Genomic DNA, 21,274 nt, shown 5'->3' with positions numbered 1-21,274 from the left:
ACTAGAGGAAGTAGGCGCGGCGACCAGAGGGGTCGCCGCGCCGCAACCGAAATCAGTCATCGGCGGACAAGTCCGCCGACAGCCTCAGTCGGCCGGCTGGAGGTTCACAGCCGACTGCTTGCCGCGCTTGTCGGGCTCGAGCTCGTAGGTGACGCGCTGGTTCTGGTTCAGCGTCGGCATGCCGGCGCGCTCAACCGCGGTGATGTGCACAAATGCATCGTTGCCACCGCCATCGGGAGCGATGAAGCCATAGCCCTTGTCGGCGTTGAAGAACTTTACGGTGCCAGTGATAGCCATGCGATGGCTCCTTCTTTGTTATGGGGCAATCCGAGGTTCGGACCGCCCGATGCCGCGGAGCAGGGAAAGAAGGAGAAAGGTGCCGCAAAGCGCCAAGAACCGTCGATATGCGACTGTAGCAAATCTCCATATGGGCCAGACGACCCGAAATTGCAAATCTGGCGGTGTTTTTAGACGACCATTACCTTCAGAAAGATCCCCCGCAGCGCCAAGGCCGGCGGCGTAATAGAACGCCGCCAGCCCCGGTCATTAGCGGCAGCGTGCCGGGGTGTTGCTGCGATCGACCGCCCGTCCGGCGAGCGCGCCGCCGGCGGCGCCGAGCACGGTGCCGAGCAGACCCGAACCGCCGGGTGCGATCACGTTGCCGAGCACGCCGCCGGCCACACCGCCGACGATCAGACCGGTCGTCCCGTCGTTGCGGCGGCAATAATAGCGGCCGTCATTGCCGCGATAGATGCGGTCGTTGTTCGAGAGGCGGCGTTCGCGGTAGCGGCGGTCGTCGCGGTAGTAGCGGCCGGCGTCATAGCTGCCATAGGCGGGGTCGGGCCGGTTATAGTCATAGGACCGATAGCGCGGGTCGACGCCGTAGCGGTCGCCGCCACCGCCGACGCAGCCGGCGATCAGGGTGGAGGCGGCCATAAGGCCCAGCGTCATAGCGCGCATTTCGTGTCCTTTCAGAGGGTTGTCGGTATCACCTCAATGCTCGGCGCCGGCCTTGGTTGCCGGCGCCGGTGCACTCAGTCCTGCAGACCTGCGGGGACGGTGCCGCCATTCTTGGCCAGTTCGCGCATCACGGCCTTGTGCAGCCAGATGTTCATCTCCGCGCTGCCGTCCTTGGCACCGGTATAGCCGAGCTCGGTGGCGAGTTCCTTGCGGTTGTCGAGGCTGGAGTCGAGGTCGAGCAGCTTCATCAGGTCGACGATCGAGCTGCGCCAGTTGAGGTCCGAATTCTTGCGCGACGCCATGCCCGAGAGCACCGCCTCGACATCGACCGGCTGGGTGGCGGCGGGGGCGGCCTGTGGGGCGGGGGCCGCCGGAGCAGCAGCGGGTGCTGGTGTCGGGGCGATGGCGGCGGGTGCCGGTGCGGCGGGCTTGGGGGTGCCGAAATGGCCGCTGCCGAGCGGGCCCTTTTCGCCGAAGATGGCGGACTTGATCTTGCTGAAAATGCTCATGAAACTCTCCGTGAAAAAACGAAACGAAATCAGGTGACCGGCAGCGTCGCGGGACGCAGCGAGTCATATTCCGCCTTGGTCGGGACCGCGGTGGGATCGGGGCGGAAGGCCTCCGGCGCGCGGTCGGCGGGGCCGGGATGCGGGCGGGCGGGGGCGAGATCGGGAGCGGCATGCTCGCCCGGATTGGCGGGCGCGCGGCGCAGCCAGGCCGCGAGCAGCGCGCCGCCCAGGCCGAGCGCGGCGACCCCCGCGGCGATCGCGGTGCGACCGAAGGTCTTGGGCTTGCGGTGCGGGTGACGCACGGGGGTTGGCATGACGAATGTCCTGGTTGTTGCGCAGCCTCAACGGCTTGCGTGCAACCCTGTTCCCGGATCGAGGCCGGGTTCGGCACCGGAACCGTCGCCGGGATCCGCCGACGCGGCGAGCTGAACCGTCAGGGCGGCGATCCGCGTCGTGACGCGCGCGAACCAGCGGTCGCGATCCTGCCGCTCCGACGCCGCGAGCGACGCGCGCGACAGATCCTGCGCCGCGTCCATCAGCTCCGCCTCGGCCGGCGTGAGCGCACGGGCATAGTCATCGTCGCCATAGTCGCCGACCACCGCGCCCGCGAACCCCGCAGGCGGCGGGAAGCGGGTGCGCCACGCGCCGGTCGCCGCGCAGCGCCAGACCGGCGGGTCGAAACCGGGCAGCGCGCCCCCGACGTCCCCCGCCTCCGCATAGTCGTCGTCGTCGTCATAATCGTCGTCGTCGTCGTCCTCCTCGGCCGAATGTTGCGAATGTTGAGACGATAGCGCGGTTTCGTCGTCCGCGGCGGGAGGGGGCGCGGGGGGCGGCGGGGCGAGCGCGACCATCCCGGCGGCCTCGGCGCGCGCCCATTGCTCGCCGCTCCAGTTGGCGCGTGCGGCGGGATCGAGATCGGCGATATCGACCTCGGCCGCGGTCGCGACGCCGGTGCGGACGAGCCGGTCTGCGGCGGCGAGCGCGTAGATCGGCCCGAGATCATGCGCATCGGCCCCCGCGGCATCATCGGCGCCCCCTGCCCCGGCCCCTGCCCCGCCCGTCCGCCGCGCGAGGAACAGCCCCGCGCGCGCCGCGCCCTGATCGCGCCCGACGAGATCGAGATAGGCGTCGAATTCCTGCGCGACGAGCCGCGCGGCCTTGGCATCGGCATCGGGCGCGCTCTCGGCCTGGCGATCGAGCCGGGCGAGCAGCGCGAGGCCGAGCCGGTTGTCGTATTTGTGGCGGGTGATGACCGTCTCGCCGCGGACGATCGTGTCGACCGTCCCCTCGAGCGCGCGGACGAGCAACGTCTCGGCGATCGAATCGCGCGCGACGAGCGCGGCGGCGCGCCAGCCGAGCGCGAACACCGCGCCCTTGGCGGTGCGGCGGAACGCATAGGCCGAGGTGGCGGACAGGCCGACGCGGCGCGCGGCGACATCGACCCCGTGCCCCTCGGCGAGCGCTTCGAGAAAGCGGCGCTGATTGGCGGCGGACCAGCCGTCCTGGCGGCGCGAGCCGCAGGCGGCGCCCGGTGGCATGAGCTCGAGAGCGTCGCGCGCGGGCTGGTGCGGGTCGGGGTGGTGGTCGGGCGTGTCCGGGTCGCCAGGCGCGCGGGGCGGCGCCGCGGCGGCGGGTGCGTCGAGGGGGTCGTCGTCATCGTCCTCCGCGCCGCCGGTGACGAAGGTGGTGGGCGGCGAGGCGATCACGGCCGCGTAGCAATCGTCCGTGCGGGGATAGCTCGCGGGGGCGCCGCCTCCGGAGGCGACCGCGCGGGGGACCGCCAGACCGGCGCCCGAGACGGCGGGGCCGGGCTGCACGCGCAGCCGCGCAGGCGTGCCGCCCCATCTGGGGGTGTCGGCGGTCGAGGTGATCCGCGGCTTTATGGGCTCGGGCGCGAAGAGCGCGGCATAGTCGGTGCCGGGGACCGTCGCGAAGGCCGGTGCGCGGGGCGGCGTGTCGGAACGTTTGTTCACGGTTTGATCCTATCCCGAGGGGAGAGGATTGATCAGATATGCTGAAACGGGGGTAGTAGGACAGCCCCCCGGGGCGGTCATTCCGTACCATTGGGCGAGGTGTTTCGTGCAATTCGGCGGCCGGGCGGCGGTGCGGGGCCGGATCGGGCGGCTGAGACGGCGCGACTCGGCCGAGGGGTTGCGGGGTCAGGCAGCACGGAACGGTGCGGCTCGACCGGTCCGTGCCGGCGAAGATCGGGGCGGCGGGCCGGGCTGGCAGGGGCGGATCAATGCGGCGCTGCGCGCGGCGGCGGGGCTTCAGGGGTAACGCTGGCGGGCGTGGAGGACGGCGAGGATCTCGATCGTTCCGGTGACGCGGTAGACGAGGATGTAGTTGGGATGGACCACCGCCTCGCGGGTGCCGGCGACGCGGCCGGGGCGGTAGATATAGGGGTTCTCGATGATCCGGTTCGTAGTGTGACGTATTGCCACACCCAATCGCCTCGCAGCATCGGGATGTCGGTCGGCAATATAGGTCGTGATATCGTGCAGCGCCCGACGTGCCGCTGGCCGCCAGATCAGTGGGAGGTCAGCGATGCTCGGCGCGGTCGATAATGGCCTGCATCTCAGCCATTACTATGTCGTGCGGAATGCCGGGCTCGGTCGATGCCATTGCACGCTCGACCTTGGCGCGGAACCACGCGTCGTAGGCGGCGGCGTCCTCGTCAATCACGGTTTCCGGCTCGAAAGGAATGGGATCCGGCATTGCCATAGTATAGCAAATATTAAGGCAGACGCAAAAGTTCCGGTACGTCGACATCCTACCCGATTGGCTGCTCGAAAAAACGATCAAACGTTTTCGGAAAGTGCATTATCATGCGATCTTGATTCGATAATGAGTGGATTTATTAGATCAATTGGCCTGTCTCAGGGGTCAACTGCATGCGACCGATGCAATTTTTAGAATGATTATTTTACAAGTCGTTCTTCGCGCAAATGTAAAACGCACGTCGTATCAATATTGGATTTCGAATGAATAACGATCTTCGATACCGTGATGACAATTTCGTCACATTTCCAATTGGCGTTAAGCCTCTTGCGAACTTAATTTTATCATGGGCATCTGATCTTTCGGTAAAAATCACCCCCATGAAACTGCAAAAGTTAATATATTTCTGCCATGCCGATTTTCTCATCACAACCGGACAGCCTTTAATTGAACAGTCGTTCGAGGCGTGGGATTATGGGCCCGTAGTTCCGTGCCTTTATCAAGAGTTTAAATCATACGGCGCACAGCCCATCGATTCTCTAGCGCAGGTCTTTAATCCGACAACTTGCAAGAGGGAGTATGCAGCTCCAACCAATTTAGGACAATACACAGACATTGTTAGATCAACATTTGACGCTTACTTGAAATACACAGCGTCAGCGTTATCAGAAATGTCTCACCTTGAAAAAGGACCTTGGGCCGAAGCGTTACGCCAATTTTCTAAAGGCTCGCCGGAGGGACGACGGATAAAAAACCAAATAATTGTAAAATACCACCAATACTCGAACACTAAGTCGATCCATTGACTCTTCGGGCCTGTTCTGTTCTCATGGGCCTATGAACAAACCCTCACGGTCAAATACCCCCTTAGCGCTATCCGTAGCCAATGTAACTGCACCGGGCGACGTGAGGCTGACGACGGAGCGAATGCTCGAGTTCGACAATGCCAGAATTGGTTTTACCCATGCCTATACTTGGGGAGCGATGCCCGTAGCCCGCCGCGGAGTGTTCAAGCCGGATTGTTCATATCTTGTCTATCCGAACACTCATTCTCGTGTTGAAGCCTGTATTAGAGCACTCTTCGAGCTAGGCCAGCGCGAACCTGTTGATACAAAAAGATTTACCGATTTTCCTCAGTCGGGATTGACGACCAATCGCAAGATTGAATGGGCACCGGGCATTGAGATCAACGTCAAAGCGAATTGCTGGTTTGTTAAAAATGGTCTACCGATTATTCCTCTTCTGCAGCCCCGAAAGTCGGCGCTACCAGAAGAAAGTTTGGCTTTTTACGCTACGCTAGGGCGCCAAGCATTCTGTAACGGTGACTGGGTCGGTGCACGGATCGAGATCGTTGACATTTCGGGAGCTGACGGCGTTTACGCCAGCGTGATTGGGCACAGCGATCTCATCGCACTGCCAGACTCCCGAGTAAGTCAGTTCGTGAGCACCTACCTAGAAGCGAAAAAGATCGTGGATAAAGTTCGATCAGAACGTCCACGGAAGCCTCAAAAGGCACCAGAGCCGGATCTATATGATCTGCCTAATTGACCACCCGGTTCTTGAGCAACAGCGCCAGATACTTCCTCGTAAAGCCGCCTTGGCCTTCGCCACCTTCTCCGGCTTGTAACGCCGAAAATCCGGGACCTGGCGCGGTTGTCGTTCCGCGATCCTGATCGGTGGGTTGGCAGGCGTGGCCTGCCTTCCCTTGCGCCCCTCTCCCCTACCCTCTCCCCGGCGGGGAGAGGGCGTTTGGGTCAGGCCGCCACCACCTTCTTCTCAAGCAACGGCGCCAGATACTTGCCCGTGAAGCTGCCCTTCGCCTTGGCGACCTTTTCCGGCGTGCCTTCGGCGACGATCTCGCCGCCCTTGACGCCGCCCTCCGGTCCCAGGTCGAGGACCCAGTCGGCGGTCTTGATGACGTCGAGATTATGCTCGATCACGACGACGGTGTTGCCCTGCTCGACGAGCGCGTGGAGGACTTCGAGGAGTTTGCGGACGTCCTCGAAATGCAGGCCGGTGGTGGGCTCGTCGAGGATGTACAGCGTGTTGCCGGTCGCGCGGCGCGAGAGTTCCTTGGCGAGCTTGACGCGCTGCGCCTCGCCGCCCGAGAGCGTCGTCGCCTGCTGGCCGACCTTGACGTAGCCGAGGCCGACCTCGACCAGCATCGCCATCTTGTCGCGGATCGGGGGGACCGCCTTGAAGAACTCGGCGGCGTCCTCGACGGTCATGTCGAGCACGTCGGCGATGCTGTGGCCCTTGAACTTCACCTCGAGCGTCTCGCGATTGTAGCGCGCGCCGTGGCAGACGTCGCACTGCACATAGACGTCGGGGAGGAAGTGCATCTCGATCTTGAGCACGCCGTCGCCCTGGCACGCCTCGCAGCGGCCGCCCTTGACGTTGAAGCTGAACCGGCCGGGCTTGTAGCCGCGCGCCTGGGCTTCGGGGAGGCCCGCGAACCAGTCGCGGATCTGCGTGAAGCTGCCGGTATAGGTGGCGGGGTTGCTGCGCGGGGTGCGGCCGATCGGCGACTGGTCGATGTCGATGACCTTGTCGAGATATTGCAGCCCGGTGATCTTGTCGTGCTTGCCCTGGACGATGCGCGCGCCGTTGAGCTCGCGCGCGGCGGCGGCGTAGAGCGTGTCGATCGTGAAGCTCGACTTGCCCGACCCCGAGACGCCGGTGACGCAGGTGAAGGTGCCGAGGGGCAAGCTCGCGGTGACGCCCGTCAGGTTGTTCGCGGTGGCGTTGTGGACGGTGAGCTTCTTGCCGTTGCCCTTGCGCCGCGTGGCGGGGACCGGCACTTCGCGCGTGCCGTTGAGATAGTCGGCGGTGATGCTGGTCTTCGACTTCAGGATCTGTTTCAGCGTGCCCTGGGCGACGACCTGGCCGCCGCGGACGCCCGCGCCCGGCCCCATGTCGATGATATAGTCGGCGGTGCGGATCGCGTCCTCGTCATGCTCGACGACGAGCACGGTGTTGCCGAGATCGCGCAGGCGGCGCAGCGTCTTGAGGAGCATGTCGTTGTCGCGCTGGTGCAGGCCGATGCTGGGCTCGTCGAGGACGTAGAGCACGCCCGACAGGCCGCTGCCGATCTGCGACGCGAGGCGGATGCGCTGGCTCTCGCCGCCGCTCAGGGTTCCCGAGGTGCGGTCGAGGTTGAGATAGTCGAGCCCGACATTGTTGAGGAAGCCGAGGCGCTCGACGATTTCCTTCAGGATGCGCTCGGCGATCGCGTTCTGCTGGTCGCCGAGATGCTGCGGCATGTCGGTGAAGAACTGGAGCGCGTCGACGACCGAGAGGTGGGTCGCGTAGCTGATGTCCTTCATCGCGATCTTGACCGCGAGCGCCTCGGGTTTCAGGCGCGCGCCGGCGCAGACCTCGCACGGGGCGGCGGACTGGTATTTGTTCAGCTCCTCGCGCATCCACGCGCTCTCGGTCTGGAGCAGGCGGCGGTTGAGGTTGCCGATGACGCCCTCGAACGGCTTGGAGACGTCGTATTTCTTCTTGCCGTCGATGAAGGTGAGCGTGACGGGCTTGCCCTTCGAGCCGTGCAGGATGACGCGCTGGACCTCCTCGGGGAGCTCGCCCCAGGGGGTCTCGATGTCGAACTTGTATTCGCGCGCGAGGCTGCCGAGGACCTGCATGTAATAGGGCGAGGGCGGGTTGGATTTCGCCCAGGGGACGACCGCGCCCTTCTTGATGCTGAGCATGTGGTTGGGGACGACGAGGTCTTCGTCGAACAGCAGCTTCTCGCCGAGGCCGTCACAGGCCGGGCACGCGCCCTGGGGGGCGTTGAACGAGAAGAGACGCGGCTCGATCTCGGAGATGGTGAAGCCGCTGACCGGGCAGGCGAATTTCTCGCTGAAGACGATGCGGCCGTCGGGGGCGTTGCTGCCGAGGATTTCGGACTTCGGCGTGTGCGGCTCGACCGGGTCGGCGGGGTCGACATAGGCGAGGCCCTCGGCGAGCTTCAGCGCGGTTTCGAAGCTTTCGGCCAGGCGCGTGGCGATCTCGCCGCCGACGACGAGGCGGTCGACGACGACCTCGATGTCGTGCTTGTACTTCTTGTCGAGCGCGGGTGCCTCGTCGATGTCGTGGATCGTGCCGTCGATGCGGACGCGGGTGAAGCCCGCCTTCTGCCACTCGGCGAGTTCCTTGCGATACTCGCCCTTGCGGCCGCGGACGACGGGGGCGAGCAGGTACAGCCGCGTGCCCTCGGGGAGCGCCATGACGCGGTCGACCATCTGGCTGACGGTCTGCGCGGCGATCGGCTCGCCGGTCGCGGGGGAATAGGGGATGCCGACGCGCGCCCAGAGCAGGCGCATATAGTCGTAGATCTCGGTGACGGTCGCGACGGTCGAGCGCGGGTTGCGCGACGTCGTCTTCTGCTCGATCGAGATGGCCGGGCTGAGGCCCTCGATATGGTCGACGTCGGGCTTCTGCATCAGTTCGAGGAACTGGCGCGCATAGGCGGACAGACTCTCGACGTAGCGGCGCTGCCCCTCGGCGTAGATGGTGTCGAAGGCGAGGCTCGACTTGCCCGAGCCCGACAGCCCGGTGATCACCGTCAGCGTGTCGCGGGGGATGTCGATATCGACGTCCTTGAGGTTGTGTTCACGCGCGCCGCGTACGGAAATCTTGGTCAGCATAGGAGAGTCTGTTCCACATTTGTTCGGACGCGACAAGCCCGGGAGGGCGCCGGGCGGGTGCTCGCAAAGATGGGTAACGCCGAACCATTGTCCAAGGTGCCGACGATAGTTACATAGTGTATTGTTAGTGCAATACAGTGCTGGAGACCGAGATGGGCAAGAAGAAGGAGCGTCGCGAACGCGAGGCGCGCGAGCGCGAGGCCGAGACGGGCGCGACGAAAGGCGAGGGTTTCGAGGCGCGCTGGTCCGCCAAGGCGGGCAAGCATGGCAGCGCGGCGCCGTTCGCGGGGATCGCGGCGGCGCTGACGCGGCAGATGGGCATGCCCGCGGGACGCCAGGTGATCGCGGCCGGGCTGATGATGGCGGCGACCGCGATCACGGCGAAGGATATGCGAGGTGCGACGCCGCCACCTGCACCGCCCGAGCCGCCGAAGCCGCCCAGGCCGCCAGAATCCTCGGCCGAGGCTTCGCCGGAGGCTCCGGGCGCGTCGGCGGCGGCCAGCGGGCCGTTCGCGGGCGAGACGCCGGAACCGCCCAGGAGCGACGCTGCTGCGCTGCCGCCCGAATTCGCCAAGGTGATCGACTCGTTCGCATCGGGCCTGGAGCGGTTCGCGGCGAACTTCGCCAAGCCGCCAAAGGGCTGATGCTTCCGATCCTCCCCCGCAAGGGGGAGGATTCTGAACTCAGCGTGGCGTCGCGGGCGTCGCAGGCGGCACGGGGACCAGTTCGTAAAGATCGAGGATCGCGCCCTGCCCCGCGCGCGTCATCACGAGGCGCCAGCGCAGCGGGCCGACGCGTTCAACGACGCCCGCGACGTCGCGCGAGGGGTTGGTGCCATAGGGCGGCGCGACCTGCGCGGGCGTGGTGCGGACGGTGCCGAGGAACACCTGCCGCCGGTCGGTGTCGGGGTGCAGCCAGCCGCCGGGCAGCGTCGTGCCGGTCTGCTTGGTGAAGGAGAGCCCCGCGCCGTCGCCGTCGACATAGCAGAAATCGGGCGCGAAGCTCGCATAGCCCGCGCGCCCGCCAAGCCGGACCAGCCGGCAGCGATAGGAGCCGGGCGACAGCGCGGGCAGGTCGAGCGCAGCGGCGGGGTCGAGCAGCGCACCCTCGGCCGCGATCCGGCCCGCCAGACGTCTGGGCACCGCGGCGCGCGCGCGGGCCCAGCTGTCGCCGAGTGCCGCGAGCCGGGCGCGGTCGCCGGGCGTCGCGATCGTCGTCCAGTTTGGGGCGGCCGGTGCAGGGTCCGCCGCCACGGCCGGAGCCTTGCCCGCGCTTTCGCCCCGGGGCTGCGTCGCGCAGCCGGCGAGACAGGCCGTTCCTACCGCCAGGATCATCAACGCACGCACGGGCAGGCTCCTTGCACGGCCGGTCGCGACAGTGGCGTCGCCGCGGCGTGGAGACGGATGGCTATGCCGGGCTGGTAAACGGATTGCTAACAACTGCACTAATCTGGCTCAGTTTCGACCCGAGGTGAGGGATGGTTGCGGTGAGGTGCGGGTGAGCGGTTGGTGGAGATTGGCGGGGTGCGAGGCAACCCCCTGCCTGTCGTCATTTCGGCCCGAACCGGGACTCAGGGCCGCGGGCGCGTGCACTTGGGGCTCTGGGTCCCGGCTTTCGCCGGGATGACGGGGGGGGCGGGTTGTGGCGGGTGAGCCAGCCGCGGTGGCCGGGCGATCGACTGGTTGAGAGACATATTGCGCCCACCTCTTCCGTCATCCTGGGCTCGACCCAGGATCCAGAGCCGCAGGGGGTTACGCTTGCGGCTCTGGATCCTAGCTTTCGCCAAGATGACGGGATGGGGGCGGGTTGTGGCGGGTGCAGGAGCGAGTTGGTGGCGTCTCCCCTTCCCGTCATCCCGGCGGACGCCGGGACCCATGGTCGCGGACCGGGTTATGGCGGCACGGGATCGCCGGGTCCGCCGTAACCATGGGTCCCGGCGTTCGCCGGGATGACGGATGGGGTAGGTCGTTGCGGGTCCGGATGGTTGTGGGGGCGGGCTGCTCCGGACTGGATCACTGCGAGTCCGGGGGCTGCGGATGCGGGCTGCCGCGGGGCGAACGCCGCGGCTCCGGCTCTGCGGGTGTGACTTTATCGCGCTCCCGCCCCATCCCCCGTCATCCCGGCGAACGCCGGGACCCATGGTCGCGGACCGGGGTATGGCAGCACGGGATCGCCGGGTCCGCCGTAACCATGGGTCCCGGCGTTCGCCGGGATGACGGAAGGGGTTGAAGGTCGTTGTCGCTCGGGGCGTACGGGGGGCGGGCTGTACCGGCGTGGAACACTGCGGGTTCGGGGGCTGCGGGTGCGTGGTGCCGCGGGGCGAACGCCGCGGGGCGAACGGGGCGGCTCCGGGATTGCGGGTGGGATTTTATCGCGCGCGCCCCCGCCCCCGCCCCCGCTCCCGCCCCCCGTCATCCCGGCGGACGCCGGGACCCATGGTCGCGGACCGGGTTATGACGGCGCGGTATCGCCGGGTTCGCCGTGACCGTGGGTCCCGGCTTTCGCCGGGATGACGGATGGAGGTGCGGGTCGCTTATGGGGTTTGGGCTTGAGAGCGTGTACGTTTCGCGCGCGTTCGGGAGACGTGGAGAGGGCGCCGGTGGGGTTTCCACCGACGCCCTTCCGAAACGCAGCTTGACCGTGGCTTGACCGGACAGGGGCTAAGCCCCTGTCGTCGGACGGCGCTGGAGCGCCGCCGGCCGGTCTGACCGCGGGGTGCTCGGCCGTAGCTTCGCTACGGCCGTCGCGCGGTCGGACTCAGATGTGGATCGGCTTGCCCTGTACGGCCATCGCCGCTTCCTTGAGCGCCTCGGCATGCGTCGGATGCGCGTGGCAGGTGTAGGCGATGTCTTCGCTGGTCGCGCCGAATTCCATCGCGATGGCGGCTTCGGCGATCAGCGTGCCGGCGAGGCTCGAGACGATCCAGACACCCAGCACGCGGTCGGTCTTGGCATCCGCGATGACCTTGACGAAGCCGTCGGTGTCGCGGTTGGTCTTGGCGCGGCTGTTCGCGGCGAAGGGGAACTTGCCGACCTTGATTTCGGTCATGTCCTTCGCGGCTTCCTCGGTGAGGCCGACGCCGGCGATCTCGGGCATCGTGTAGACGACGGACGGGATGACGTCCTCGTTGACGATGCCGGTCTGGCCGGCGATGTTCTCGGCCACCGCGACGCCCTCGTCCTCCGCCTTGTGCGCGAGCATCAGGCCGGGGACGCAGTCGCCGATCGCCCACACGCCGTCGACCTTGGTCTTGAAGCTGTGGTCGGTCTCGATCTGGCCGCGCTTGTTGAGCTCGAGGCCGATGGCTTCGAGGTTGAGGCCGTCGACATTCGCCTTGCGGCCGATCGAGACGAGCACCGCGTCGGCGGTCATCGTCTCGGACGCGCCGCCCGCGGCGGGCTCGACGGTGACAGTCGCGACGCCGTTGTCGACGGTGACGCCGGTGACCTTGGTCGAGAGCTTCAGCTCCATGCCCTGCTTCTTGAAGAGCTTGGCGCTCTCACGGCGGACTTCGCCGTCGAAGCCGGGGAGGATCTGGTCGACGAATTCGACGACCGTGACCTTCGCGCCGAGACGACGCCAGACGCTGCCGAGCTCGAGACCGATCACGCCGCCGCCGATGACGACCATGTGCTCGGGCACCTTGGGGAGCGCGAGCGCGCCGGTCGAGTCGACGACCGTGGTCTGGTCGACCGCGACGCCGGGAAGCGGCATGACGCTCGAGCCGGTGGCGATGACGATGTTCTTCGCGGTGACCGTCTGGCCGTTGACGTCGACGGTGTGCGCGTCCTGGAACGCGGCCTTGCCCTTGAGCCAGGTCACCTTGTTCTTCTTGAACAGGAATTCGACGCCGCCGGTCAGTTCCTTGACGGCTTTCGCCTTCTCGGCGTGCATCTGGTCGAGGTTGAGCGAGACGCCCTGGAAATCGATGCCGAACTTGGTGAGGTGGCCGCTCTTGGCCTCTTCGTAGATTTCGGACGCGTGGAGCAGCGCCTTGGACGGGATGCAGCCGACGTTGAGGCAGGTGCCGCCGAGCGTGTCGCGGCTCTCGGCGCAGGCCGTGCGCAGCCCGAGCTGTGCGGCGCGGATCGCGGCGACGTAGCCGCCGGGGCCTGCGCCGATTACGAGGACGTCATAGTCATAGTCAGCCATTGTCGCTTCTCTCTTACTTCCCCGGCGCAGGCCGGGGCCCAGTTGGGAGATATATGGGGAGGGCGAGGCGCTTCGTCACCGCGGCCTTCCCCACTGGGCCCCGGCCTGCGCCGGGGTGGTTAGATACTTACAGGTCGATCAGGATGCGCGTCGGATCTTCGATCGCGTTCTTGAGCGCGACGAGGAACGTCACGGCTTCGCGGCCGTCGATCAGGCGGTGATCGTAGCTGAGTGCGAGGTACATCATTGGGCGGATGACGATCTGGCCGTTCACGACGACCGGGCGCTCCTCGATGCGGTGGAGGCCGAGGACCGCCGACTGGGGCGGGTTGATGATCGGGGTCGACATCAGCGAGCCGAAAACGCCGCCGTTCGAGATGGTAAAGGTGCCGCCCTTCATCTCGTCCATCTTGAGCGCGCCGTCCTTGGCGCGCTTGCCGAAGTCGCCGATCGTCTTCTCGATCGTTGCGACCGACATCTGGTCGGCATCGCGGATCACGGGGACGACGAGGCCGCCCGGCGACGAGACCGCGACCGAGATGTCGGCATAGTCGTGATAGACGATGTCGTCGCCGTCGATCGATGCGTTGACCGACGGGATGTCGCGCAGCGCCATCGTGGCGGCCTTCACGAAGAAGCCCATGAAGCCCAAGCGGACGCCGTGCTTCTTCTCGAACAGGTCCTTGTACTTGGCGCGCGCCTCGATCACCGCGGTCATGTCGACGTCGTTGAACGTCGTCAGCATCGCGGCGGTGTTCTGCGCTTCCTTGAGGCGCTTGGCGATCGTCTGGCGCAGGCGCGTCATGCGGACGCGCTCTTCGCCACGGCCCGAGGCTGCGGGCGCTGCGGCCGGTGCGGGCGCAGGTGCTGCGGCAGGCGCGGGCTTGCTCGAGGCGGCGGCGGTCACGTCTTCCTTGGTGATGCGACCGTCACGGCCGGTGCCCTTGACGGTGCCGGGGTCGACGCCGTGCTCGAGCACCGCGCGGCGGACCGACGGCGAGAGGGCTGCGGGCGAGTCGCTGGTGCCGGCGCCGGGCTGGTCGCCATAGCCTGCGCCGGACTCGTCCTTGGCGGGCGCCGCGGGCGTTGCGGTCGCGGCGGGCTCGGGGGCCTTTGCGGGGGCTGGGGCGGGCGCTGCAGCGGCGCCGTCGCCCGAGTCGATCGTGGCGAGCATCGCGCCGACCTGCACCGTGTCGCCGACCGCGACGGCGTGCTGGCCCATGACGCCGGCGACCGGCGACGGCACCTCGACCGAGACCTTGTCAGTCTCGAGGCTGGCGATGGGCTCGTCGACGGCGACGGGATCGCCGGGCTGCTTCAGCCACTCGCCGAGGGTGGCTTCGGTGATCGATTCACCCAGGACGGGGACGGTGACTTCGGTTGCCATGGTTTCTGCCTACTTCCTTGTATCCCCGCGAAGGCGGGGACCCAGACTGGGCCCCCGCCTTCGCGGGGGAACAGAGTTGATTACGATGCGCGGGTGCGGCGAATTTCGTCGCGGACGCTGTGGCCGAGTGCGTCGGCGACGAGTGCGCCCTGCTCGGCCTGGTGACGCTTCATCAGGCCGGTCGCGGGCGAGGCCGAGGCGCTGCGCCCGGCGTAGCGCGCACGCTTGACCGGCGAATTCACGCTGGCCAGCGCCTCCTCGATCAGCGGCTCGACGAAGAACCAGTAGCCGTTGTTCTTCGGCTCTTCCTGCGCCCAGACGATCTCTTCCAGGTTCGGCATCTTCGCGACGCGCTCGGCGATCGGGTTGCCGGGGAAGGGATAGAGCTGTTCGACGCGGACGATCTGCGTGTCCGTATCGCCCGCCGCATCGCGTGCCTCGATCAGGTCGTAGGCGACCTTGCCGGTGCACAGGACGAGACGCTTCGTGTCGACGTCGGCTGCACCGTTGGTGTCGGACAGGAGGCGACGGAAGTGGCTGTCGCCCTGGAAGTCCTCGGCGTTCGACACCGCGAGCTTGTGACGGAGCAACGACTTGGGGGTCATCACGATCAGCGGCTTGCGGAAGTTGCGGTGCATCTGCCGGCGGAGCAGGTGGAAATAGTTCGCCGGGCTGGTGCAGTTCGCGACCTGGATATTGTCGTCTGCGCAGGACTGGAGGAAGCGCTCGGGACGGGCCGAGCTGTGCTCGGGTCCCTGCCCTTCATAGCCGTGCGGGAGCAGCATCACGAGGCCGTTGGCGCGGAGCCACTTCGACTCGCCGGACGTGATGAACTGATCGATCATGATCTGCGCGCCGTTGACGAAATCGCCGAACTGCGCCTCCCAGAGGACGAGCGTCTTCGGGTCGGCGAGCGCATAGCCGTACTCGAAACCGAGCACGCCGTACTCGGACAGCGGGCTGTCGAGCACCTCGAAATTGCCATGCTCGATTTCCTGCAGCGGCACGTACTTGTGCTCGTCGGTCTGGTCGACCCAGACCGCGTGACGCTGCGAGAAGGTGCCGCGGCCCGAGTCCTGGCCGGACAGGCGGACGCCGTATCCTTCGGAGAGCAGGCCGCCAAACGCGAGCGCCTCGCCGGTCGCCCAGTCGAAGCCCTTGCCCGACTTGAACATCTCGCGCTTGGCATCGAGCACGCGCGCCAGCGTCTTGTGGATCTTCACGCTCTCGGGAACCGTCGTCAGCGTGCGGCCGAGCGAGTCGAACAGCTTCTGGCTGAGGCCCGTCTCGACGTTGCGGCGCGCGGAGGCACCGTCGGTCGGGGCGCTGAGGCCGGTCCAGCGACCGCCGAACCAGTCGGCCTTGTTCGGCTTGTACGACGCACCCGCCTCGAACTCACCCTCGAGACGGAGCGTGAGCTGCTTCACATTCTCGTCAATCCAGGGCTGGTCGATGACGCCTTCCTTGATCAGGCGGTTGCCATAGACCGAGCTGACGCCGGGATGCTTGCGGATGATGTCGTACATCAGCGGCTGGGTGAAGGAGGGCTCGTCGCCTTCGTTGTGGCCGAAGCGGCGATAGCACCACATGTCGATGACGATGTCGCGGTGGAACTTCTGACGGAATTCCATCGCCATCTTGGTGGCGAAGGTCACCGCCTCCGGATCGTCGCCATTGACGTGGAAGACCGGCGCCTGGACGCCCTTGGCGACGTCCGACGGGTAGGGCGACGAGCGCGCGAACTGCGGGCTGGTCGTGAAGCCGACCTGGTTGTTGATGATGAAGTGGACGCAGCCGCCGGTGTTGTAGCCGCGGATGCCGGAGAAGCCGAGGCACTCCCAGACGATCCCCTGCCCTGCGAACGCCGCGTCGCCGTGGATCAGCACGGGGAGCGAAGCGACATGGTCCTTCAGATCGTTGTTGAGCGTCTGGATCGCGCGCGTCTTGCCGAGCACGACCGGATCGGCAGCCTCGAGATGCGAGGGGTTGGCGACGAGGCTCATATGAACCTTGTGGCCGTCGAACTCGCGGTCGGTGCTGGTGCCGAGGTGGTACTTCACGTCGCCCGAACCGCCGATGTCATCGGGGTTAGCCGAACCGCCGGCGAATTCGTGGAAGATGACGCGCAGGGGCTTTGCCATCACGTTGGCGAGCACGTTCAGACGACCGCGATGCGCCATGCCGATGACGATCTCGCGCACGCCCATCTGGCCGCCGTACTTGATGACCGATTCAAGCGCGGGGATCATCGATTCGCCGCCGTCGAGCCCGAAGCGCTTCGTGCCGACATATTTCTTGCCGAGGAATTTCTCCCACTGCTCGGCTTCGATGACCTTGTTGAGGATCGCCTTCTTGCCGTCGACGGAGAATTCGATCGCCTTGTCCTGGCCCTCCATCCGCTCCTGGAGGAAGCGGCGCTCCTCGACATCGGCGATGTGCATGTATTCGAGGCCGACATTGCCGCAGTAATTCTTGCGCAGCGTGTCGACGAGCTCGCGGATGGTCGCCCATTCGAAGCCCATCGTGCCACCGAGATAGACCTTGCGGTCGATGTCGGCGTCGGAGAAGCCGTGATATTCGGTCTTCAGATCCTCGGGCATCTCGCGCTTCGACAGGCCGAGCGGATCGAGATTGGCGGCGAGGTGACCGCGGACGCGGTAGGTGCGGATCAGCAGCTGCGCGCGGATCGCGTCGGCCGCGGCCTTGGCGATCTCGTCCTTCGAGACGGGCGCGGGCGCGGCGGCTGCGGGCGCGGGCTTGCCGCCACCCTTTGCGGGCTTGGGCGCGGGCTCCATCTGGGTCGGGTCGAGCGCCGCGGTCAGATCGTCCGTGGTGGTCAGCGGCCAGCGCGCGCTTTCCCAGCTCGGGCCCTGCGCGGAGCCTTCGAGCCCCTCGAAGAACGTCCGCCAGCCGGATTCGACCGAGGCCGGATTGGCGGTGAACTTGGCGTAGAGCGTCTCTACGAACGCCGGGCTGACGCCGGCTGCGATATCGCTGAAATCCTGGCCTTCGTAGCCCATCGTTCTCGTCCTCAGTGCCCTCTCCCCGCGGGGGAGAGGGAGGGGCCCGCCCGCACTTGCGGGTGGGAGGGTGAGGGCACGGGCGGTCACGTGCCCTCACCCTTCCGCCGCCAAATGGCGGCTCCTTCCCTCTCCCCGGGGGGAGAGGGGTAGTAAGATCAACCCTTCAGCACGCTCAGCAGCGTCTCGCCGAGCAGGCTGGGGCTCTCCGAGACCTTGATCCCGGCAGCTTCCATCGCCGCGATCTTGCTCTCGGCATCGCCCTTGCCGCCCGAGACGATCGCACCGGCATGGCCCATGCGACGACCCGGAGGGGCGGTGCGGCCCGCGATGAAGCCTGCCATCGGCTTCTTGCGGCCGCGCTTGGCCTCGTCGATCAGGAACTGCGCGGCCTGCTCCTCGGCGTCGCCGCCGATTTCGCCGATCATGATGATCGACTTGGTCTCGTCGTCCGCGAGGAACAGCTCGAGCACGTCGATGAAGTTCGTGCCGTTGACCGGATCACCACCGATGCCGACCGCGGTCGTCTGACCAAGGCCTGCGTTCGAGGTCTGGAAGACCGCCTCATAGGTGAGCGTGCCTGAACGGCTGACAACGCCGACCGAGCCCTTCTTGAAGATCGAACCGGGCATGATGCCGATCTTGCACTCGCCGGGGGTCAGGACGCCGGGGCAGTTCGGGCCGATCAGGCGCGACTTGGAGCCCGCGAGCGCGCGCTTGACCTTGACCATGTCGAGCACGGGAATGCCCTCGGTGATCGCGACGATCAGCTCGATCTGTGCGTCGATTGCCTCGAGGATCGAGTCGGCCGCGAAGGGAGGCGGCACGTAGATCACGGACGCGGTCGCGCCGGTGACCGACTTCGCCTCGGCGACGGTGTTGTAGACGGGGAGGTCGAGGTGAGTCGTGCCGCCCTTGCCGGGGGTGACGCCACCGACCATCTGCGTGCCGTATTCCAGCGCCATCTTGGTGTGGAAGCTGCCGGTTTCGCCGGTCATGCCCTGCGTGATGACCTTGGTGTTCTTGTCGACGAGGATGCTCATTCTATCTCCAGTCCGGTCCGCCCCGGCGAAGGCCGGGGTCCAGTTGGGAAGGCGGTCATGGTAGGGCGATACGATCGTACAGGTCATCCCAAGCGGGATTAAGCCCTTCGATCTCACGCACTTTCCAGGCCCGCTTCCACTCCTTCATTTGCAGCTCGCGCTGCCGCGCCGCTTCCCATTCGCCGCACGCCTCGTACCAGACGAGTAGCTTGCAGCCATAACGCTTGGTGAAACCGCTCAAACCGTTGCGGTGCTCCCACACGCGCTTTGGCAGGTTCAATGTCGAGCCGAGGTAGATCGCCCCGTTGGGGAAGTTGGCCATGATGTAAACGAACGCCTGTTCTTCCATCATCGTGGCTTTCGCAACTGGACCCCGGCCTGCGCCGGGGTGGTGGCTATTCCCTTCGGTACGCTCCTACCTCAGCTCAAATCCTCAAATCAGTTCAGGCTACCGTCGATACCCTTGCAGGCGACGATCAGTTCCTTGACCGCGTCGACCGAGACCTGGAGGTTGCCCTTGGCTTCGTCGTCGAGCTTGATCTCGACGATCTTCTCGACGCCGCCGGCGCCCATCACCACGGGCACGCCGACATACAGGTCGTCGAGGCCGTATTCACCCGAGACATAGGCCGCGGCGGGCAGGACGCGCTTCTGGTCGTAGAGATAGGCTTCGGCCATCGCGATGCCGCTGGTGGCGGGCGCGTAATAGGCCGAGCCGGTCTTCAGCAGCGCGACGATCTCGCCGCCGCCGCCGCGCGTGCGCTTGACGATCGCGTCGATCTTCTCCTGCGTGGACATGCCCATCGCGATGAGATCGGGGACGGGGATGCCCGACACGGTCGAATACTGGATCACGGGGACCATCGTGTCGCCGTGGCCGCCGAGCACGAAGCTGGTGACGTCCTTGACCGAGACCTTAAACTCGTCGGCGAGGAAATGGCTGAAGCGCGACGAGTCGAGCACGCCGGCCATGCCGACGACCATGTGATGCGGGAGCCCTGAGAATTCGCGCAGCGCCCACACCATCGCGTCGAGCGGGTTGGTGATGCAGATGACGAATGCGCCGGGTGCGTTGGCCTTGATGCCCTCGCCCACGGCCTTCATGACCTTCAGGTTGATGCCGAGCAGGTCGTCGCGGCTCATGCCGGGCTTGCGCGCGACACCGGCGGTGACGATGATGACGTCCGCGCCGGCAATGTCGGCATAGTCGTTCGAGCCGGTGATCGTCGAGTCGAAGCCTTCGACCGGGCCGCACTGCGACAGGTCGAGCGCCTTGCCCTGGGGGATGCCCTCGGCCACGTCGAACAGGACGATATCGCCCAGACCCTTGAGTGCTGCGAGGTGCGCGAGCGTGCCGCCGATGTTACCGGCGCCGATCAGCGCGATCTTCTTGCGAGCCATTCCAATCCGTCTCCGTCTGATGTGCGGGGTGATTGGTGACGCCGGTTACGCGCATTATGGCGCTACGGCAACCGTTAAAGCGGAAAAGTGGTCTCGTTATTGCAAATCGTTCGCAGGAGCAATAAGCTTGCCGACGTGCGCTGAACCACCCCGGCGGAGGCCGGGGCCCAGTTGGGGGACGGTGCAAACTGAATACTGCGCGCTGTTACGACGGCCTTTCCAACTGGGCCCCGGCCTTCGCCGGGGTGGTGCTCGGAGGGTCAGATATGCCCTTCCGCCAGATACTCCTCGGAGCGCATCTCTTCCAGACGGCTGATCGTGCGGTCGAATTCGAACCGGCCGTCGCCGCTCGCGTAGAGATCGCCCGGTTGCGCGTCGGCGGCGGCGAGCAGCTTGACCTTGTGTTCGTAAAGCGCGTCGATCAGCCCGACGAACCGTGCGGCCTCGTTGCGGTTCTCGGGCCCGAGCTTGGGGATGCCGACGAGGATGATCGTGTGGAATTTGCGCGCGATGGCGAGATAGTCGGCCACCCCCCTCGCCTCGCCGCACAGCTTTTTGAAGCTGAACACCGCGACGCCTTTCAGCGACTTGGGGACGCGCAGGGCCCGGCCCTGGACGATCAGCTCCTCGGACGGGACATGCTCGCTATCGTCGGGCGAGAAGTCGGTGAGGCGGAAGAAGGCGGCGGAGAGCTGCGCGGTGGCCTCGGGGCCGTTGGGGACGAGCCAGGTGTCCTGGCTGCCGAGCCGGTCGCGGCGGTAATCGACGGGGCCGTTCAGCGGGAGGACGTCGAGCCGCTGTTCGATCGTCGCGATGAAGGGGAGGAAATGCTCGCGGTTGAGCCCGTTCTTGTAAAGATCGGCGGGCGGGCGGTTCGAGGTGGTGACGATCGTCACGCCGGAGTCGAGCAGCGAGGTGACGAGCCGCGACAGGATCATCGCGTCGGGGCTGTTGGTGACCATCATCTCGTCGAACGCGAGCAGCCGGGTCTCCTCGGCGATCGCGGTGGCGACGGGGACGATCGGGTCGCCGACCTCCTTGCGACGCTCGGCGGCGATGCGCGCGTGAACCTCGAGCATGAACTCGCCGAAATGGACGCGGCGCTTCCGGTCGACCGCGACCTCGGCGAAGAACAGGTCCATCAGCATCGACTTGCCGCGGCCGACACCGCCCCAGAGATAGACGCCGCGCGGGGCCGGTTTCTGCGAGAAGCGCGCGAAGAAGCCGGTCGCGACGGGCGCGGCGAGTTCGGTGGCGAGCGCGTTCAGGCGCGCGGCGGCGGCGGCCTGTTCGGGGTCGGGGCGGAGTTCACCCGATGCGACGAGCGCTTCGTAGGCGGCGAGGACGGTCATTGGTCTTTACCACCCCGGCGGAGGCCGCGGCCCAGGGGGGAAGGTCGCCGTGATAGAACGCTACGCTTGAACAATGATCG

19 protein-coding genes are annotated in these 21,274 nt (G+C 66.4%); 3 read left to right on the top strand and 16 right to left on the bottom strand.

All coding sequences use genetic code 11. The features are described from left to right. Positions 1-84: 84 nt before the first annotated feature. From C8J24_RS09870 to relB, 7 genes are all read right to left on the bottom strand, one after another. The gene (locus C8J24_RS09870; protein WP_031394996.1) at positions 85-297 is read right to left on the bottom strand and encodes a cold-shock protein; all 213 of its coding nucleotides are present in this window, start codon (positions 295-297) and stop codon (positions 85-87) included. A 249-nt stretch (positions 298-546) separates the two neighbouring features. Next, on the bottom strand, positions 547-960 hold the full coding sequence (locus tag C8J24_RS09865; RefSeq protein ID WP_192003563.1) for a glycine zipper 2TM domain-containing protein: 414 nt from the start codon (positions 958-960) through the stop codon (positions 547-549). 74 nt (positions 961-1,034) lie between these two features. Further along, entirely contained in the window at positions 1,035-1,469 is a 435-nt protein-coding gene (locus tag C8J24_RS09860; RefSeq protein WP_107932062.1) for a DUF3597 domain-containing protein, read from the bottom strand. Between the two features lie 29 nt (positions 1,470-1,498). After that, on the bottom strand, positions 1,499-1,783 hold the full coding sequence (locus C8J24_RS09855; RefSeq protein WP_146163673.1) for a hypothetical protein: 285 nt from the start codon (positions 1,781-1,783) through the stop codon (positions 1,499-1,501). Positions 1,784-1,810: 27 nt separating this feature from the next. Beyond that, positions 1,811-3,442: a hypothetical protein gene (locus tag C8J24_RS09850; RefSeq protein WP_107932058.1), complete on the bottom strand. Its 1,632-nt coding sequence runs from the start codon at positions 3,440-3,442 to the stop codon at positions 1,811-1,813. Positions 3,443-3,739: 297 nt separating this feature from the next. Beyond that, positions 3,740-4,000: a type II toxin-antitoxin system RelE/ParE family toxin gene (locus C8J24_RS09840; RefSeq protein WP_338110816.1), complete on the bottom strand. Its 261-nt coding sequence runs from the start codon at positions 3,998-4,000 to the stop codon at positions 3,740-3,742. Between the two features lie 10 nt (positions 4,001-4,010). Continuing rightward, positions 4,011-4,187, bottom strand: coding sequence for a type II toxin-antitoxin system RelB family antitoxin (gene relB, locus C8J24_RS09835; protein ID WP_208620947.1), 177 nt, complete (start codon positions 4,185-4,187; stop codon positions 4,011-4,013). Positions 4,188-4,453: 266 nt separating this feature from the next. Between relB and C8J24_RS09830 the strand changes: the two genes are divergently transcribed. Together C8J24_RS09830 and C8J24_RS17360 are read left to right on the top strand one after the other, a co-directional pair. After that, a complete protein-coding gene (locus C8J24_RS09830; RefSeq protein WP_107932051.1) occupies positions 4,454-4,996 on the top strand; it encodes a Panacea domain-containing protein in 543 nt (180 codons plus the stop codon). A gap of 121 nt (positions 4,997-5,117) precedes the next feature. Continuing rightward, positions 5,118-5,738: a hypothetical protein gene (locus tag C8J24_RS17360; protein ID WP_146163672.1), complete on the top strand. Its 621-nt coding sequence runs from the start codon at positions 5,118-5,120 to the stop codon at positions 5,736-5,738. 206 nt (positions 5,739-5,944) lie between these two features. Here C8J24_RS17360 and uvrA read toward each other — a convergent pair whose 3' ends face one another. Next, positions 5,945-8,839, bottom strand: coding sequence for an excinuclease ABC subunit UvrA (gene uvrA / locus C8J24_RS09825; RefSeq protein WP_107932049.1), 2,895 nt, complete (start codon positions 8,837-8,839; stop codon positions 5,945-5,947). Between the two features lie 152 nt (positions 8,840-8,991). Here uvrA and C8J24_RS09820 point away from each other — a divergent pair, with 152 nt between their 5' ends. Continuing rightward, positions 8,992-9,483: a hypothetical protein gene (locus C8J24_RS09820; RefSeq protein ID WP_146163671.1), complete on the top strand. Its 492-nt coding sequence runs from the start codon at positions 8,992-8,994 to the stop codon at positions 9,481-9,483. A 39-nt stretch (positions 9,484-9,522) separates the two neighbouring features. On the opposite strand, the gene C8J24_RS09815 is transcribed toward C8J24_RS09820, so the two are convergent. The 8 genes from C8J24_RS09815 to zapE form a co-directional block, all read right to left on the bottom strand. Further along, on the bottom strand, positions 9,523-10,185 hold the full coding sequence (locus tag C8J24_RS09815; protein WP_244180606.1) for a DUF4893 domain-containing protein: 663 nt from the start codon (positions 10,183-10,185) through the stop codon (positions 9,523-9,525). 1,411 nt (positions 10,186-11,596) lie between these two features. Beyond that, on the bottom strand, positions 11,597-12,991 hold the full coding sequence (lpdA, locus tag C8J24_RS09810; protein ID WP_107932042.1) for a dihydrolipoyl dehydrogenase: 1,395 nt from the start codon (positions 12,989-12,991) through the stop codon (positions 11,597-11,599). Positions 12,992-13,118: 127 nt separating this feature from the next. Further along, positions 13,119-14,378 (bottom strand): 2-oxoglutarate dehydrogenase complex dihydrolipoyllysine-residue succinyltransferase, encoded by a 1,260-nt coding sequence (gene odhB / locus C8J24_RS09805; protein WP_107932040.1) that lies wholly within the window; start codon positions 14,376-14,378, stop codon positions 13,119-13,121. Between the two features lie 80 nt (positions 14,379-14,458). Further along, entirely contained in the window at positions 14,459-17,398 is a 2,940-nt protein-coding gene (locus C8J24_RS09800) for a 2-oxoglutarate dehydrogenase E1 component (RefSeq protein WP_107932038.1), read from the bottom strand. Positions 17,399-17,556: 158 nt separating this feature from the next. Then, positions 17,557-18,441, bottom strand: coding sequence for a succinate--CoA ligase subunit alpha (gene sucD / locus C8J24_RS09795; RefSeq protein WP_031395407.1), 885 nt, complete (start codon positions 18,439-18,441; stop codon positions 17,557-17,559). A gap of 55 nt (positions 18,442-18,496) precedes the next feature. Continuing rightward, on the bottom strand, positions 18,497-18,793 hold the full coding sequence (locus C8J24_RS09790; RefSeq protein ID WP_338110814.1) for a GIY-YIG nuclease family protein: 297 nt from the start codon (positions 18,791-18,793) through the stop codon (positions 18,497-18,499). 86 nt (positions 18,794-18,879) lie between these two features. Beyond that, on the bottom strand, positions 18,880-19,842 hold the full coding sequence (gene mdh / locus C8J24_RS09785; protein WP_107932033.1) for a malate dehydrogenase: 963 nt from the start codon (positions 19,840-19,842) through the stop codon (positions 18,880-18,882). A gap of 260 nt (positions 19,843-20,102) precedes the next feature. Next, on the bottom strand, positions 20,103-21,194 hold the full coding sequence (gene zapE / locus C8J24_RS09780; protein ID WP_107932031.1) for a cell division protein ZapE: 1,092 nt from the start codon (positions 21,192-21,194) through the stop codon (positions 20,103-20,105). Positions 21,195-21,274: the final 80 nt, after the last annotated feature.

The sequence above is a fragment of the Sphingomonas aerolata genome (assembly GCF_003046295.1).
In the GTDB taxonomy this organism is placed as follows: domain Bacteria; phylum Pseudomonadota; class Alphaproteobacteria; order Sphingomonadales; family Sphingomonadaceae; genus Sphingomonas; species Sphingomonas aerolata.
The sequence above is the reverse complement of the archived record's forward strand: the minus strand, read 5'-3'. Positions and strand labels throughout refer to the sequence as shown.